The organism is Sediminibacterium sp. TEGAF015 (assembly GCF_025997995.1).
Taxonomy (GTDB): domain Bacteria; phylum Bacteroidota; class Bacteroidia; order Chitinophagales; family Chitinophagaceae; genus Sediminibacterium.
The window spans coordinates 388,658-403,395 of sequence record NZ_AP026683.1 but is presented as its reverse complement, the minus strand read 5'-3'; the positions used below and the strand labels follow the sequence as shown (position 1 = coordinate 403,395).

Here is a 14,738-nt window from a genome sequence, read left to right as displayed (position 1 = left end):
TTTTTTAGCATTCGGTTGCAGATTGGCACGATTTTGTAAGGATATTCCTAAACAATGAACATGAGAAAAATAATGATGGTATTGGCATTGGCCCTTACAACAAGTCTGGCACAGGCACAAAACAACGGAAGCAGCTATCAAACTGCATTGGGTGTAAAAATGTATCCCGGTGCCATTTCAGTGAAACACTTTACACAAAAAGGAAGAGCCTTAGAAGGGTTGGGATATATTTCTAATGATGGATTCAGACTGACTGGGCTCTATGAACTCCACTTTCCTATTACAGGTGCTGAAGGACTTCAGTGGTATATAGGCGGTGGTGGACATATTGGTGTATGGAGTGACAACTGGAAATCGAGATACCCGGGCAGAGCAGACGGAATTGCCATTGGTGTAGATGGGGTATTGGGTCTGGACTATAAAATTAAAGGAGCACCGCTCAATCTTAGTTTTGACTGGCAGCCCTCCTTTAACTTTATCGGATATAATTATTTCGAAGGCGGATGGGGTGGATTAGCCATACGCTATACTTTTTAAAAGATTCCCACTACTATTAAAAAAACAATTGAGAAAGCACATTGGCCGGGTCGTTGCTAGCAGGTTTTAAACCCAGGAATTTATTCATTTGATTCTTGAGCAATATCCCGGTCAATTTAGATTTTAACCCTTGCGCAATTCCCATTTGACGCTGCATATATTCTGCAGGATTGGTTTTCTGCTTATCAACAAATTGTGCCTTCTGCTTCAGGTATTCGGTAACTGCGGCCGCTACTTTTGGCTTTTGAGCAGCTGTTAGTGCCAATGCAGGTCCCAATTTACCCATGATACCACTCGAGAGTGTATTCACATCAAATCCAGCAGCAGCTCCTACCGCTTTGGCTTTATCTAAAGCATTACCCAATTGCGCTTGGGATGAAACAGCTGCAGCCAATAAAATGGCTGAAAAGAGTACGATTTTTTTCATTGCATTTTATTTTGAGATTGAAAATAAAGTGTCTACAAATGCTTCTTTATTAAAAATTAGCAGGTCTTCTACTTTTTCCCCCACTCCAATATATTTTACGGGAATATTGAATTGATTGGCAATGGCCAGAACAACCCCGCCTTTTGCAGTTCCATCCAGCTTGGTAATGGCTAGTGCACTAACATTGGTTGTGGCTGTAAAATGTCTGGCTTGCTCAACTGCATTCTGCCCTGTGGATCCATCCAATACCAGTAATACCTCGTGAGGACCTTCGGGAACAATTTTTTGAATTACCCTTTTGATTTTATTTAGCTCATCCATCAAATGAGCCTTATTATGCAGTCGCCCGGCCGTATCTATAATCACAACATCGGCATTTCTGGCAACCGCACTGGCAACCGTATCATAAGCCACTGCACTGGGGTCTGACCCCATTGCCTGCTTTACTATCGGCACATCTACCCTTTCACTCCAAATCGTCAACTGATCAACGGCAGCAGCTCTGAAAGTATCCGCTGCGCCCAACACCACAGAATTGCCCGCCGCCTTAAAACGGGAAGCCAGCTTACCAATTGTAGTGGTTTTACCTACTCCGTTCACTCCAACCACTAGAATGATATATGGCTTTTTCCCTTCGGGGATTTGGAATCCCTGTAAGGAATCCAAGGGTGCATCCACTAATACAGATGCAATTTCTTCTTGAAGTATCTTATTTAACTCACTGGTATTGAGATATTTGTCATTTTTAACCCTCTGCTCAATTTTTCGGATAATCTGCAAAGTGGTATCTACACCAACATCCGCTCCAATCAAGGCCTCCTCCAGATTATCCAGTACTTCGTCGTCAATAGTTGTTTTACCAGCAATGGCTTTTGTTATTTTAGAAAGGAATCCTTCCTTGGTTTTCTGCAAACCCTGATCCAGACTCTCTTTCTCTTTTTTCCCGAATAATTTATCAAAAAAGCCCATGGCTGATATTTATTGGTTTAATACAAAAAAGCCTCCGACGATGAAGAAGGAAGCTTTAAGATTATTGACAACGAAAGACTACTTAGAAGCGATAAAATCGTTCACTTTGTCTTTGTGTATAATTTGCTCTTTGAAAGTGTAAGCACCAGTTTTAGGGCTACGAACGGCCTTAATAACTTTAGTCCAGTTCTTTGCTTCAGCTGCTGCTTTTAAGTCTTTTACTTTCGCGTTTTTGGAAGCTACTTTAGCCATGATTATTTGATTTCTTTATGAACGGTTACTTTTTTCAAAATTGGGTTGAATTTCTTCAATTCAATACGCTCAGGCGTATTCTTTTTGTTCTTGGTAGTAATATAGCGACTGGTACCCGGCTGACCGCTGGTCTTGTGCTCGGTACACTCTAGTATTACTTGAACCCTGTTACCTTTCTTTGCCATTTTATAGGTAGTTTACTGTGTTTAGTTAGATTTTAGCGCCGTTGGCTCTCATTTCTTTAATTACTGTACTTAAACCATTCTTATTGATGGTTCTTAAAGCGTCTGTAGACACTTTTAACGTTACCCAACGATCTTCTTCAGCAAAGAAGAAGCGCTTCTTTTGCAAATTAGGTAAGAAACGACGCTTGGTTTTAATGTTTGAGTGAGAAACACTGTTACCAACTATTGGCTTTTTACCGGTTATCTGACATACTCTTGCCATGACTCTAATGTTTTTTTCCGATTTTTTCGGACGGCAAAGGTAGGAAAATTCACCAAATTAACAAACCTAACAAAGTATTTTTTCCATTTTTTTTAAAAAAAGCCGCCTTTTATCAAGTGTGAAAAACACTTTAACAAATTTCATCACAGGAAAACAGCCCTTAACTTTTCCTAAACAAACCCCGGCAATCCCTTGTCTGAATTGAATTTCAGCAAATATACCCCATTTGAGTTTACCGCCGCTCCTACCACTCATCTATTAGACCTATCGGGCCATGTAACCTATCACAATGCCCTTCGTCTGATATATGCAAGCCAGTAGTTTTGACTTGTTAAACGTAAAAAACAAACAAAAAATAAAAACATGAAAAAGATTCTTATCGCAGCCGCCATTTTAGTTAGCACCAGCAGTTTTGCCAACCCAGTTACCCAGGAATCAGACAAGGGAAACCTGAAAAGTCTATTGGGTAAAGTAAGCAATATACAGTGGAAATCAGCTGCCAAATTTGAAAAGGCAAGTGTTCAGGTGGAGGAACAAAAAGTAGAAGTGTTCTATAGTACAGAGGGGGAATTAATTGGCACTACCCGCTACCAAGATTTTGATAAGTTGCCAAAAAACGCATTAAAAACCATTACCAGCAAATACACTTTCCCTGAATATGCTCTCCAAGAATGTATTGCATTTACCAATGAATACAACGAAACCAGTTACTATGTATCTATGACAACTGAAAAAGAATACCTGGTGCTGGCTATTTCTGAATATGGCGAAGTGAGCATTTTCGCAAACAACAGAAAATAAGATCCTCTTCATTCAGGGCTATCTATGTAACTCATGGCTCTTATATATATGGTTGATCAAAGCTGTTCCAAAAGGGGCAGCTTTTTCATTGGGGGCGTTTAGGGGAAGCCATTATTGGGGGGAGGGATCTTATAGAGGGAAACTGATTTTCCCCATAGTTACAGAAGGAATTCCTGCTTTTCCTCCACCAATAGATACAGAACCTCCGGCAATATGTTCATTGGCCAGTACGGCAAAAAGTACCGCTTCTTTGGCATCTGGATGAATATGCAAAGCATCTGTTGTAAAAAAACGAGCATCGGGCAAAGACGCTTCAATAAAATCCATAATCATTGGATTATGCATGCCTCCTCCGCTGCTATACACGGTAAGCGCTTTATTTCCGATCATTTCCTGCCCTCGCTCAATGGCCGTAACAATGGTAGATGCGGTAAATCGGTTTAAAGTGGCCATTATATCGTATTGGCTGATTCCTTCTTGTTCTGAAGCCTGAATCGCCCGATTTAAATAAGCCAGATTAAATAATTCAGGCCCAGTTGTTTTAGGAAAAGATTCTGCGAAAAAAGAATCGGACAACAACGCTTTGAGTAAAGCATCATTCACTTTTCCTTGCTTGGCAATTGCCGCATCTTTATCGTATGCACAATTGAAATATTGCTGCACAAACTGATCCATCATTGTATTTCCCGGACCTGTATCTGTACTGAAGATTTTGGAAGCGTCTAAACTACCAGGCAAGAAAGTATAATTGGCAATTCCTCCAATATTCAACATAATACGATCCTCTCCTTTCTTACTGAAAATAAAATAATCACCATATACCGCCAAGGGAGCACCTTCCCCTCCTGCAGCTATATGTTTTTGTCTAAAATCACTTACCGTTATGATTCCTGTTTTTACCGCAATCTGATCCCCATCTCCTATCTGAAGGGTGGCATTACCATATTGGGGTTTCCCGTGCAAAAGCTTTGGTGCATGGTAGACTGTCTGACCATGGCTTGCAATTAAATCTATCTCGGCGGGTCTAATCCCCCAGCCCTTTAAAGCTTCTAATATCATGGCCGCATGCTGTTCACCCACCCAGGGATTCAACAAACACAGCAGTTCAAAATCTATTGTTTTTTGCGAAAAAATCTTTCTGATTGCCGATTTAAAATTTTCATCAAAAGCGATAGTTGTAAAATTTTTGACCACCACTTCTGTTTCCATACCACTGCCTGTAATTTCACAAACAGCAATGTCCAATCCATCCAGAGATGTGCCACTCATTAAACCGATGATGGTTCTTTTGGGGGCTGCACCCATCCTTGCTAATTGGGCAATGTATTGGTTCATGGTCAATAATTTTACCTAAAATACGCAAATAACCGCAAGAAAAACAGATTTTTACGCAATATTCTGCAAACTTCCTCCTTTAGCAAACAAACGATCAATCCTTTTTTCTACAATAGGATCTTTTTCGACCGGAGGTGCATGATGCGGTTTAATTCTGGCGTCAATTACCAACGGACCTTCACAGCCCCAGTGTTTGTTTAGAACGCTTTCTTTTATGCCATGAATATCATGCGAAGGATTGCAACGGGTGTAAGTAACCCAAAGATAATTACGCAAATTGGCCGCTACAAAATTAGCATCATCGCAAACCACTATCATGGCAATTCCTTGCAACTGATCTATCGAATCATGCAATTGATAGTTCAGCATTTTCATTTCTTCTTTTACTGTCTGATAATTGGTAAACGCCTTTGTTTGTATGGCAATCACCCCAGGCATCACCAGGGTAGGATTTTCAAACTGTGTTAATTCATTCAGCACAGATGGGACTTCAGTTGCCAATTTGCGTATGGGTTCTCCATAGGCTGCAAAAACTACTTTGCTTCCAGAATTCAATCCAGTACCTGAATAATCCAGTGTATCAATGGTTGTATTGGTATAAAAATGCACATCTCTTTGCAGGTTGATTCTTTCTAATACATACTGCAAAAATGGCTGCACCGGATGCGTACTCAGTTGATTGGAATCATCAGCTGCTATGAATAAAAACTTCGCAAGACTTAGCTGACCAGTTCCCAATACGTGATTGGCAATCGTTAACAGTTCTGCGGGCTGTTTAGTGGGTGTATAAGGTGTGTATCTTTCACTCCCTACCGCAAGCAATAACGGATGCACTCCTGCTGCATCCACTGCATGTACTTCTTTCAGGCCAGGTATTTCCTGCGGGATTGCCGCCCCCGTTATTTCATGAATTAGTTCACCAAAACTGGTGTCTTCTTGAGGAGGACGACCAACTACTGTAAATGGCCATATCGCATTTTTTCTTGCATATACTTTGTGAACACGCATCAATGGAAAATCATGCTGTAAACTATAATATCCTAAATGATCGCCGAATGGACCTTCGGGCTTATTCTCCCCCGGGTATACTTCACCGGTAATCACAAAGTCTGCATCGGTGCTAACACAAAAACCATCTTCATAAGTATAGCGGAATCGGCGACCGCCTAGCACGCCGGCAAAAGTCATTTCACTTATGCCTTCTGGCAGTGGCATAACAGCAGACAAGGTATGAGATGGAGGACCTCCTGCAAAACAACTGACTTTTAAAGGTTGGCCCTTTGCATTGGCCTTGGTCTGATGAACCCCAATACCCCTGTGCAACTGATAATGTAACCCAATCTCCTTGTCTTTTGCATAATCATTTCCCGTAAGTTGTATGCGATACATACCCAGATTGGCTTTCATGATACCCGGCTGCTCAATATCTTCTGTATATACCTGAGGTAAAGTAACAAAAGCCCCCCCATCCATTGGCCAATGATGAATTAATGGAAGATCACTGATGGTAATTTCTTCATACATCACTGGTTTGGTCCAGGGATTTTTTAAAGGCAGCGCTTTGAGCGCGGCCAGACCAGCTGCTACATTTTGCAGCGGTGATTTAAGGGCTTTGATTGGATCGTTTTTTAGTTCTATCAGTTTCTGAACACTTTCAATGGTATCACGGAAAATGAACTTGGAACGATCGAGAGTACCAAAAATATTAGATGCCGCCCTGAACCGGGAGCCTTTTACGTTTTCAAATAATATAGCAGGGCCTTTTGCTTCGTAGACCCTAAGATGTATGGCAGCCATTTCCAGATAAGGATCCACTTCCTCCTTCACACGAACCAGGTGACCATTTTTTTCTAGGTCAATTAAACAGGCTTCTAAAGATGAATAATTCATATGCTACCAACAAAGCTAAAGCCTAAAAGGTTGATATGCGAATAGTTTAAAGTAATTTTGCACTATGACAAAGCTGAGTGTAAACATCAATAAGCTGGCAACACTAAGAAACAGCCGAGGAGGCAATAATCCTGACCTGATTCAGTCTGCATTGGATATTGAAAAGTTTGGTGCGGATGGCATAACGGTTCACCCAAGACCGGATGAAAGACATATCCGTTATGCTGATGTATACGATTTAAAAAAAGTATTGCATACAGAATTTAACATTGAAGGAAATCCGACAGAGCAAAAGTTTGTTGATCTGGTGCTTGCTTCAAAGCCAGCTCAGGTTACATTGGTTCCCGATGCCTTGGGGCAACTCACCAGCAATCACGGATGGAATACAATTGAACACCAATCTTATTTACAATCTATCATCGGAGTATTTAAATCAGCAGGCATACGCGTTTCCATCTTTGTAGATCCAGCGGTAGAAATGGTAGAAGCCGCTGCTACCACCGGCACAGACCGTATTGAATTGTATACAGAGTCTTATGCCGTAGGATTTGCAAAAGGAAATAAAGAAGCTGCGATTGCTCCATTTGTAGCTGCAGCGGAAGCTGCGAGACGTTTAGGTTTGGGACTGAATGCAGGTCACGATTTAGACAGATTTAATCTGGGTTATTTCAGCAAAGAAATTCCCTGGCTGGATGAAGTGAGTATTGGACACGCATTAATTTGCGACGCCCTTTATTTGGGATTGGAAAACACCGTTCAAATTTATAAAAGACAACTAACGCATTAATTACATCAATATGAATAATCATCCTCAGGTAGGCATCATCATGGGAAGCGATAGCGATTTACCAATCATGCAAGCAGCTGCAGAAGTGCTTACTGAAATGGGCATTCCTTTTGAACTAACCGTAGTATCCGCGCATAGAACACCTCAAAGAATGATGAACTATGCATCTTCCGCAGCTCATAGAGGATTGAAAGTGATTATTGCTGGCGCAGGCGGAGCTGCGCATTTACCAGGTATGGTTGCATCTGTAACAACCTTACCCGTAATTGGCGTTCCTATTAAATCTTCTAATTCTATAGATGGATGGGATTCTGTTCTATCTATTTTACAAATGCCTAATGGAGTTCCTGTTGCTACTGTTGCATTAAATGCAGCGAAGAATGCTGGATTGTTAGCTGCTCAAATCATAGGAGCTTTTGATGCTGGCATTGCGCAAAAAATGACCAATTACAAAACAGATATGAAACATGCTGTAGAGGAAAAAGCAGCTGGCTTAAAAGCAAAATGGCCGAATCAGTTTGATATGTAAAATAAGATTATAAATCATCGGAACGGATTAGCTCGCTTCGCTCGCTGATTACCGAATAGTGGGTCTTACCCAAAGCCTCTTCACCGCCTTTGGCGGTGAGGGCTTTTTTATTTGTTCGCTTCCGAAAGCAAGCTTTCGTCGCTCACAAATAAAAAAGCCTCTCTGAATTCTCAGAGAGGCTTTGTGCCCCGGAACGGAGTTGAACCGTTACTCGCGTTGCGGCGAACAGGATTTTAAGTCCTGCGTGTCTACCAATTCCACCACCGGGGCTGCCATAAAAAATCCCGCAACTGTGAGCGGGATTTCTTGGAGCGGAAGACCGGGCTCGAACCGGCCACCCCGACCTTGGCAAGGTCGTGCTCTACCAAATGAGCTACTTCCGCGTTTTGTAAGAACTAAATTGGGAGTGCAAAAATAGCAATCTCTAGTTCATAACAAAATTTTTTTTCGATTATTTATATTCTGGTTTGTATTTAGAACTGCTTTGCACTTCTACCTTGGGTTTCCCCTTGTAGCGCTGATTGTACATACGGTAACAGCCGCCTAATACAAAGGCCAAAATGCAAAATACCTGTAGGTAGAATAAGAATCTGGAAGAATTCACCCAGTTTGTCTTAATATCTTTTGCTTTGTGTTCTAGTATTTCCTGTGACATAGTTAATTATTGCAGTGCAAAAATAAGGTAAGCAACTAAAATTATCATCTCCTTGTGGATATAATTTCCAGAAAACGTTTTTTATTCTCTACAAAATAGTTCCAGACAACAGATCCTTTATATACACCATTCAACGTGTGCATAGGTTTGCTGACCTTCTTCACCAATGCATACCGGCCTACAAACCACCAACCAAAAGCAAAATGCGCTTTCATAATAGCAGTAAAAAAGTAAATATCTCCTGTTAATAAACCTTTCCAGGCAGAAACGGCATCCAAGAAAAATCTTACGGGTAGTTTCCAAAGCATTTCTGTAAAAGGAAGATTTTTTGCCAGCATGATCAGATTGTTTCTGAAATTCAGAAATACCTTTCTCCCACCTCTGGGTAATGTTCCTCCGCCCAAATGGTATACTTCTGATAAGGGACAAGCCATAATGGTATACCCAGCCAGCTGCATTCGCCAGCACAAATCAATTTCTTCTTGATGCGCAAAGAAATAAGGATCAAATCCGTTCATTTCATGAAAGACTTTTGCACGCACAAACATGGCTGCTCCGGATGCCCAAAAAATGGGTTCGCAATGGTTATACTGCCCCTCGTCTGTTTCACAAATATCAAAAACCCTGCCCCTCGAAAAAGGATAACCCAGTTGATCAATCCAGCCGCCAGCGGCACCGGCATATTCAAAAGAATCCCTTTGCTGAAAAGCCAGCATTTTGGGTTGTGCGGCAGCAATGCTTTTGTCTTTTTCCATCAACTCAATAACGGGAGTAACCCAATCATTGGTAACTTCTACATCAGAATTCAATAACACGTAATAATCTGCTTCTACCCTTTTCAGGGCCCAGTTATATCCACCTGCAAATCCTTCATTAATATGATGGTCAAGAATTTTAATATGAGGAAAGTTTCGCTGTACAAAATCGATGGAATCATCGTTGGATCCATTATCCGCCACAATAATCTGAAGATTTAAATAACTGGTAGCCATCACCGAAGGCAAAAATTGCTCAAGGTGTTTTTTACCATTGTAATTTAAAATGACTACTGCAACAGAAGGACTCAAATTGGAAGTTTTGGCGAAAGTACAATCAAATCTATTACAAACTTAGCCCCCAGTTAATTAAAGCCCTTACTTCGCGCGGAACCGTTTGAACCCTTTCTTTTGAAGCTTTATGAGCTAGCCTCACGATAATTATCTGTTTAGATGGTATCATTATAATATACTGTCCCAGAATTCCGCGAGCATAATAAATCTCAGGATGTTGTGGGTCTATCCACCATTGGTATCCATAATAATTACATGCCTCCCCTTTTGTATCTCTAATATTACATGGTGTGATTGATTGCCTCCAATAGAGGCTGTCAATCACTGCGACCCCATCAATTTTTCCGGAGTCTAACATAAACTTGCCAATTCTAGCAAAATCCCTCGTATTGCTATTAAAACAACAATACGCTTTGGTACTGCCATTCTCATGATCGGTGCTCCATAAAGCATCATGTGTTGCACCAAGCGGTTGCCATAATTTTTCTGCAGCGTACTCATTGAGTTTTTTACCTGTTCCCTTTTCCAGAATCAAACCCAGTAACTGGGTATCTCCGCTTTTATAATAATGAATGGCTCCGGGTTTATGCTTCATTTTTACCTGTGTAGCCGTTTTTATTAAATCGTTACCGTAATAGGCTTCTGCGGTAACACTAAATGGATTCCAGTAACTCTCGTTCCAATCGGTTCCACTGCTCATCGTCAACAAATCCTTTATCGTAACAGCCGCTTTTTCTCCCTTGGAAAATTCAGTAATAAAATCTCCCACAGGCTGTTCTACTGATTTTATTTTCCCCTCTTTAATAGCTGCTCCTATCAATATGCTGGTTATACTTTTAGCAACAGAAAAAGAACCAGACAGAGAACTATCGCTATACCCTTCCCAATATTTTTCAAACTGAAGTGAATCCTTTTTTATCAGTAAAACGCCCACCGTTTTTAATTCCTCAAGCAATGTATTGAGACTATCCGAATACTTGATTTTATTAAAATCAGTACCATAAGGCCATGGTTTATCAACTGGAGCAGCCACCACTTTTTCATTACTGAAGATTTTATAATCGTCAATAGCAGAAAAGTTATAATATGCCGCTTTAAACAGATAGTTCTTATTGCTCAAAACTGCATATGCAGAAAAAACACCAATCACAAAAACCAATACAATTAACAGCCATCTAAGAGCCTTCATACCTTAAAATTTTAGAATGAATATAATTAATTATCTTGCAGGTATGTTATTTATGCATTTTCTTCATTTCAACCTAGATTTCCTAGACCATCCTTCGGGTAATTAATTGCATATATACCGGTTTATATTCGCAGCAACCCCTGCTGTATTTACTCATTTTACTATTTATTATTAATATGGAAATCGCGAAACTATCGCCTTTAACGGCGTCGTATTTAGAATTAGAAGAAAAATTTGGTGCACATAATTATCATCCACTACCTGTGGTGTTAGAAAAAGGTGAAGGCATCTACTTATGGGATGTAGAAGGTAAAAAATATATTGATTTTCTGAGTGGCTATTCTGCTGTGAATCAAGGACATTGTCATCCAAAGATTGTTCAGGCACTCACCAATCAGGCGCAGAAACTAACATTAACATCCAGGGCATTTCACAATAATTTACTAGGCCAATACGAGCAATACATAACCCGGTATTTTCAATACGATAAGGTTCTACCCATGAATACCGGAGTAGAGGGTGGAGAGACCGCCATTAAACTAGCTAGAAGATGGGCCTACGTAAAAAAAGGCGTTCCTGAAAATAAAGCCAAAATCATATTTGCAGAAGGCAATTTCTGGGGAAGAACGCTAGCAGCCATTTCATCGTCTACCGACCCCAGTAGTTACCACCAGTTCGGTCCCTTTATGCCGGGATTTGAATTGGTTCCTTACAATGATATCAATGCACTGGAAAAAGCATTGCAGGATGCTAATGTTGCAGCATTTATGGTAGAACCCATACAAGGTGAAGCTGGTGTTGTTATTCCTGACGAAGGCTATTTAACAAAAGTAAGAGCGCTTTGCACTCAATACAATGTATTATTTATTGCTGACGAAATTCAGACTGGTTTAGCCAGAACGGGTAAAATGCTTGCGTGCGATCACGAAAATGTACGCCCCGATATTCTGATATTGGGCAAAGCACTAAGTGGTGGAGCACTCCCCGTTTCAGCTGTTTTAGCTGACGACTTTATAATGATGAATATAAAACCCGGCGAACATGGATCTACTTATGGTGGAAATCCGCTGGCCTGTGCCGTAGCTATGGCTGCACTAGATGTACTAAAAGAAGAAAACTTGGCAGATAATGCGGAAAGAATGGGAATACTATTGCGATCTAAAATAGCCGAACTCAATTCTCCTTTTATTAAAACTATTAGAGGCAAAGGATTACTGAATGCCATTGTAATCAATCACCCGAACAAGGATGCTGCATGGGAACTTTGTTTGTTGTTAAAAGATAGAGGATTATTAGCTAAGCCTACCCATGGAGATAAAATAAGATTTGCCCCTCCGTTAATTATTAATGAAGAAGAGATTAACGAATCGGTTTCCATTATTGCGTCTGCTTTGGCAGCGCTATCTTAGGCAGAAAAGACATAATCATTGTAATGGCTGAAAAAGCAAGTAACAAAAATAACCCTACTTGCTTTTTCGGACATTCACCCCCATCACAAGTAGTCAATATTATATAGTTTCTAACAGCCCATGCAAAAAATAGGGCAGTAAGAAAAACATTGATTCGTTTGGCCCAAATTTTAGGGATCAGGAATAAGGCGGCAGCTATAATCCCCATATAAACCAAAAACATACCAGGTCTACCAAATTTGGTACCGGCAGCTTGAAAGCCAGTGATGGTAATATTTTTACTTTCTATAATCACCCATGGCATGAAACAGACCAAAATAGTGAGCACAACAGCAAAAAATCCAATTGTTTGAGAATGTTTCATGGGTTCAATTATCTAGCAAAATTAACTTAAAAGTCTTTTAGCAGTTTAATTTCATTTCTGTACAGCAAAATACGGCCATCGTTTTCTAGTTGCTTTAATAAACGCGATATCACCACTCTAGATGTAGCCAGTTCATCTGCAATTAAATAATGAGAAGCTTTGATTACACTTGAGCCAGTAACTTCCTTTTTCTCTCTTAAATAAGCGACTAACCTCTCGTCTAGTTTGTGAAAAGCAATGGATTCAATATTTTTCAGCAATTCTAAAAAACGTTCATTAAAACTACGCATGATATAGTTTTTCCAACTGGGATATTTACATAGCCACTCTTCTAGTTTCAAATGAGGAATCGCTAAAAGCTCAACATCTTCTTCTGCTATGGCTTTTACTTCACTTTTCTTAGCTTCTACACAGCAACTGTAAGCCATGGAGCAACTTTCATTATTGGATAAATAATACAGCAATAGTTCTTTGCCATTCTCATCTTTGCGCAGGACTTTAATGGTACCTTTCAAAATCAACGGCATATAACGGATATATTTTCCGTAATCCATAATAAGGTCTCCTTCGTTGAAATGTCTCACTTCACCAAACTGATACATTTCTGTAACCAAAGCGGGTTCAAAAATTGAATCAAAAGGAGTTACGGTTTTAGCCATGCTTAAAAATGATAATTCAAAACAAAGTTATAGAGAACCAAATTAACTTTATTGATTTCATTTTTAGGGTTGTTGTACAGATTACCCTGATTGATTTTACCTACAATAAGCAATTGCGCATCCATTCCCTGAAGCAGCCCTGCAAAAGCATACCGAACATCTGCATTCAATTGCCAGAATGAGGGCATACCAAATTTATTATGTACAGGATTATTTATATCTGGCATATCAAAATATCCACCCGACAGATTTAGTTTCCATCTTTTCTGTGGGATTGCATACGCCGCTCTTACTACCAGCGCATGTACATCTCCAAATCCCTCATTTCTTTCTCTTGGCATAAAAGTAAAAAAGGGATCCCGCCCCCACTCTCTTGGTAGTAAATACCTGCCTTCTTTTGTAATACGGTTATAATTAATGGAATAATCCCATCGTTCATTTTTAAATCCCAATCTGGCTCCAAACGTAAATGATCCGTTCCCTTTTTCAATAAATCTTTTGGAAGGATCTGAATTGCCTCCATTTGCTAATGCATGTTCTTTAATAGCCTGGGCTCCTGCATAAAAATTTTCACTGGCTTTTCTGGATGGAAATTCATACTCCAACTGTAACATTGCTGCATTCAATACATTGGGCACCCAAATATCCCAAATCTGCGCCTTTGTATTTTTACCAATATCTCTGGTAACTCCTAATAGCGCAACTTGATTAACGCTAGTATTACCAGGATAACCAGACTTAGACCCATCGGTATTAACGCCTGATGAATATAATCCCATAGAAGCTCCCATTTTGTACCATTGTACAGTTCCTCTAGGAGAGATAGCATAGAGCAATCCGCCCTCCCATCTGGTTTTTTTTTCCTTACTGGTTACTAGCCAAACACCTTCCACACCCGTTGGGCGCATTCTTCCATCCTGAAGATTAACAAATGGCGTATTAATCAACTGTCTTCCCCATGTGATGGTTGCATTATTCAAATGATACTTCAGATAAAGTTCTTCTAACCGATCTAGGTTATTTTTATTCGCAGGATTCGTTATATCAAATAAGGAGGGTTCATAACGGCTGCCCTGATTGGTAACGGGATCTTTCCTTGTAAAATCAAATGACCCAATATTAAAAACATAAAATCCACTAACTGCAAACTGAAAGCGTTTAAAACGAGCTGTTTCATAACGAAGCCCACCACCTACTGCATTTGCATAAAAATCGGTAAGCCCTTTTCGATTGTCTGTTGTCATGAAAAAATAACGGAAATGACCATTCACTGTTCCGTTTTTAAATGCATGTAAAATAGAATTCGTATCTATCAGATTTTCCCTGGCAGCTTTCCACATATCGGGTTTGGCTGAGATCTCCTGATGTTGAGAAAATACAACTACCTGCAACAGCAACAAAACTGCCCAAACGGCTATTAAACGTTTACCCATCTAACA

18 protein-coding genes and 2 tRNA genes are annotated in these 14,738 nt (G+C 40.1%); 5 read left to right on the top strand and 15 right to left on the bottom strand.

Features of this window, described 5'->3' with window-relative positions:
* Positions 1–60: 60 nt before the first annotated feature.
* On the top strand, positions 61–537 hold the full coding sequence (locus TEGAF0_RS01885; RefSeq protein ID WP_264899597.1) for a hypothetical protein: 477 nt from the start codon (positions 61–63) through the stop codon (positions 535–537).
* A gap of 16 nt (positions 538–553) precedes the next feature.
* Here TEGAF0_RS01885 and TEGAF0_RS01880 read toward each other — a convergent pair whose 3' ends face one another.
* The 5 genes from TEGAF0_RS01880 to rpmB form a co-directional block, all read right to left on the bottom strand.
* On the bottom strand, positions 554–964 hold the full coding sequence (locus TEGAF0_RS01880) for a hypothetical protein (protein ID WP_264899595.1): 411 nt from the start codon (positions 962–964) through the stop codon (positions 554–556).
* Positions 965–970: 6 nt separating this feature from the next.
* Positions 971–1,933, bottom strand: a complete 963-nt coding sequence (gene ftsY / locus TEGAF0_RS01875; RefSeq protein ID WP_264899593.1) for a signal recognition particle-docking protein FtsY — start codon at positions 1,931–1,933, stop codon at positions 971–973.
* A 78-nt stretch (positions 1,934–2,011) separates the two neighbouring features.
* The gene (locus TEGAF0_RS01870; RefSeq protein WP_264899591.1) at positions 2,012–2,185 is read right to left on the bottom strand and encodes a DUF4295 domain-containing protein; all 174 of its coding nucleotides are present in this window, start codon (positions 2,183–2,185) and stop codon (positions 2,012–2,014) included.
* Between the two features lie 2 nt (positions 2,186–2,187).
* A complete protein-coding gene (gene rpmG / locus TEGAF0_RS01865; RefSeq protein ID WP_026763708.1) occupies positions 2,188–2,370 on the bottom strand; it encodes a 50S ribosomal protein L33 in 183 nt (60 codons plus the stop codon).
* 25 nt (positions 2,371–2,395) lie between these two features.
* Positions 2,396–2,632, bottom strand: a complete 237-nt coding sequence (rpmB, locus tag TEGAF0_RS01860) for a 50S ribosomal protein L28 (protein ID WP_026751641.1) — start codon at positions 2,630–2,632, stop codon at positions 2,396–2,398.
* 363 nt (positions 2,633–2,995) lie between these two features.
* Between rpmB and TEGAF0_RS01855 the strand changes: the two genes are divergently transcribed.
* The gene (locus tag TEGAF0_RS01855; RefSeq protein WP_264899587.1) at positions 2,996–3,433 is read left to right on the top strand and encodes a hypothetical protein; all 438 of its coding nucleotides are present in this window, start codon (positions 2,996–2,998) and stop codon (positions 3,431–3,433) included.
* A gap of 129 nt (positions 3,434–3,562) precedes the next feature.
* Here TEGAF0_RS01855 and TEGAF0_RS01850 read toward each other — a convergent pair whose 3' ends face one another.
* Complete coding sequence (locus TEGAF0_RS01850; protein ID WP_264899585.1) at positions 3,563–4,768, bottom strand: anhydro-N-acetylmuramic acid kinase; 1,206 nt, start codon at positions 4,766–4,768, stop codon at positions 3,563–3,565.
* Positions 4,769–4,819: 51 nt separating this feature from the next.
* A complete protein-coding gene (locus TEGAF0_RS01845) occupies positions 4,820–6,658 on the bottom strand; it encodes a UbiD family decarboxylase (RefSeq protein ID WP_264899583.1) in 1,839 nt (612 codons plus the stop codon).
* Positions 6,659–6,722: 64 nt separating this feature from the next.
* Here TEGAF0_RS01845 and TEGAF0_RS01840 point away from each other — a divergent pair, with 64 nt between their 5' ends.
* Both TEGAF0_RS01840 and purE read left to right on the top strand, forming a co-directional pair.
* Positions 6,723–7,445, top strand: a complete 723-nt coding sequence (locus TEGAF0_RS01840; protein ID WP_264899582.1) for a pyridoxine 5'-phosphate synthase — start codon at positions 6,723–6,725, stop codon at positions 7,443–7,445.
* Between the two features lie 10 nt (positions 7,446–7,455).
* Entirely contained in the window at positions 7,456–7,974 is a 519-nt protein-coding gene (purE, locus tag TEGAF0_RS01835; protein WP_264899581.1) for a 5-(carboxyamino)imidazole ribonucleotide mutase, read from the top strand.
* A gap of 184 nt (positions 7,975–8,158) precedes the next feature.
* Here purE and TEGAF0_RS01830 read toward each other — a convergent pair.
* The 5 genes from TEGAF0_RS01830 to TEGAF0_RS01810 form a co-directional block, all read right to left on the bottom strand.
* Positions 8,159–8,244, bottom strand: a tRNA-Leu gene (locus TEGAF0_RS01830).
* Positions 8,245–8,281: 37 nt separating this feature from the next.
* A tRNA-Gly gene (locus TEGAF0_RS01825) sits at positions 8,282–8,357 on the bottom strand.
* 68 nt (positions 8,358–8,425) lie between these two features.
* On the bottom strand, positions 8,426–8,629 hold the full coding sequence (locus TEGAF0_RS01820) for a hypothetical protein (RefSeq protein ID WP_026751632.1): 204 nt from the start codon (positions 8,627–8,629) through the stop codon (positions 8,426–8,428).
* 44 nt (positions 8,630–8,673) lie between these two features.
* Positions 8,674–9,696 carry a glycosyltransferase family 2 protein gene (locus tag TEGAF0_RS01815; RefSeq protein ID WP_264899579.1) on the bottom strand — a complete coding sequence of 341 codons (1,023 nt, stop codon included), beginning with the start codon at positions 9,694–9,696 and terminating at the stop codon, positions 8,674–8,676.
* A 34-nt stretch (positions 9,697–9,730) separates the two neighbouring features.
* A complete protein-coding gene (locus TEGAF0_RS01810) occupies positions 9,731–10,867 on the bottom strand; it encodes a serine hydrolase domain-containing protein (RefSeq protein WP_264899577.1) in 1,137 nt (378 codons plus the stop codon).
* 176 nt (positions 10,868–11,043) lie between these two features.
* Here TEGAF0_RS01810 and rocD point away from each other — a divergent pair, with 176 nt between their 5' ends.
* Positions 11,044–12,276 carry an ornithine--oxo-acid transaminase gene (rocD, locus tag TEGAF0_RS01805; protein WP_264899575.1) on the top strand — a complete coding sequence of 411 codons (1,233 nt, stop codon included), beginning with the start codon at positions 11,044–11,046 and terminating at the stop codon, positions 12,274–12,276.
* Here rocD and TEGAF0_RS01800 read toward each other — a convergent pair.
* Genes TEGAF0_RS01800 through TEGAF0_RS01790 form a run of 3 tightly spaced genes read right to left on the bottom strand, consistent with a single transcriptional unit; the run spans position 12,245 to position 14,732 of the window.
* Positions 12,245–12,640: a hypothetical protein gene (locus TEGAF0_RS01800; protein ID WP_264899574.1), complete on the bottom strand. Its 396-nt coding sequence runs from the start codon at positions 12,638–12,640 to the stop codon at positions 12,245–12,247. The two genes, rocD and TEGAF0_RS01800, sit on opposite strands and share 32 nt — an antisense overlap.
* A gap of 26 nt (positions 12,641–12,666) precedes the next feature.
* Complete coding sequence (locus TEGAF0_RS01795) at positions 12,667–13,299, bottom strand: Crp/Fnr family transcriptional regulator (RefSeq protein ID WP_264899572.1); 633 nt, start codon at positions 13,297–13,299, stop codon at positions 12,667–12,669.
* A 2-nt stretch (positions 13,300–13,301) separates the two neighbouring features.
* The gene (locus TEGAF0_RS01790) at positions 13,302–14,732 is read right to left on the bottom strand and encodes an OprD family outer membrane porin (RefSeq protein ID WP_264899571.1); all 1,431 of its coding nucleotides are present in this window, start codon (positions 14,730–14,732) and stop codon (positions 13,302–13,304) included.
* Between the last annotated feature and the right edge of the window lie 6 nt (positions 14,733–14,738).

Coding starts and splice junctions, on each gene's coding strand:
- TEGAF0_RS01885 (WP_264899597.1), top strand. CDS start 61: ATGAGAAAAATAATGATGGTATTGGCATTGGCCCTTACAACAAGTCTG.
- TEGAF0_RS01880 (WP_264899595.1), bottom strand. CDS start 964: ATGAAAAAAATCGTACTCTTTTCAGCCATTTTATTGGCTGCAGCTGTT.
- ftsY (WP_264899593.1), bottom strand. CDS start 1,933: ATGGGCTTTTTTGATAAATTATTCGGGAAAAAAGAGAAAGAGAGTCTG.
- TEGAF0_RS01870 (WP_264899591.1), bottom strand. CDS start 2,185: ATGGCTAAAGTAGCTTCCAAAAACGCGAAAGTAAAAGACTTAAAAGCA.
- rpmG (WP_026763708.1), bottom strand. CDS start 2,370: ATGGCAAAGAAAGGTAACAGGGTTCAAGTAATACTAGAGTGTACCGAG.
- rpmB (WP_026751641.1), bottom strand. CDS start 2,632: ATGGCAAGAGTATGTCAGATAACCGGTAAAAAGCCAATAGTTGGTAAC.
- TEGAF0_RS01855 (WP_264899587.1), top strand. CDS start 2,996: ATGAAAAAGATTCTTATCGCAGCCGCCATTTTAGTTAGCACCAGCAGT.
- TEGAF0_RS01850 (WP_264899585.1), bottom strand. CDS start 4,768: ATGAACCAATACATTGCCCAATTAGCAAGGATGGGTGCAGCCCCCAAA.
- TEGAF0_RS01845 (WP_264899583.1), bottom strand. CDS start 6,658: ATGAATTATTCATCTTTAGAAGCCTGTTTAATTGACCTAGAAAAAAAT.
- TEGAF0_RS01840 (WP_264899582.1), top strand. CDS start 6,723: ATGACAAAGCTGAGTGTAAACATCAATAAGCTGGCAACACTAAGAAAC.
- purE (WP_264899581.1), top strand. CDS start 7,456: ATGAATAATCATCCTCAGGTAGGCATCATCATGGGAAGCGATAGCGAT.
- TEGAF0_RS01820 (WP_026751632.1), bottom strand. CDS start 8,629: ATGTCACAGGAAATACTAGAACACAAAGCAAAAGATATTAAGACAAAC.
- TEGAF0_RS01810 (WP_264899577.1), bottom strand. CDS start 10,867: ATGAAGGCTCTTAGATGGCTGTTAATTGTATTGGTTTTTGTGATTGGT.
- rocD (WP_264899575.1), top strand. CDS start 11,044: ATGGAAATCGCGAAACTATCGCCTTTAACGGCGTCGTATTTAGAATTA.
- TEGAF0_RS01800 (WP_264899574.1), bottom strand. CDS start 12,640: ATGAAACATTCTCAAACAATTGGATTTTTTGCTGTTGTGCTCACTATT.
- TEGAF0_RS01795 (WP_264899572.1), bottom strand. CDS start 13,299: ATGGCTAAAACCGTAACTCCTTTTGATTCAATTTTTGAACCCGCTTTG.
- TEGAF0_RS01790 (WP_264899571.1), bottom strand. CDS start 14,732: ATGGGTAAACGTTTAATAGCCGTTTGGGCAGTTTTGTTGCTGTTGCAG.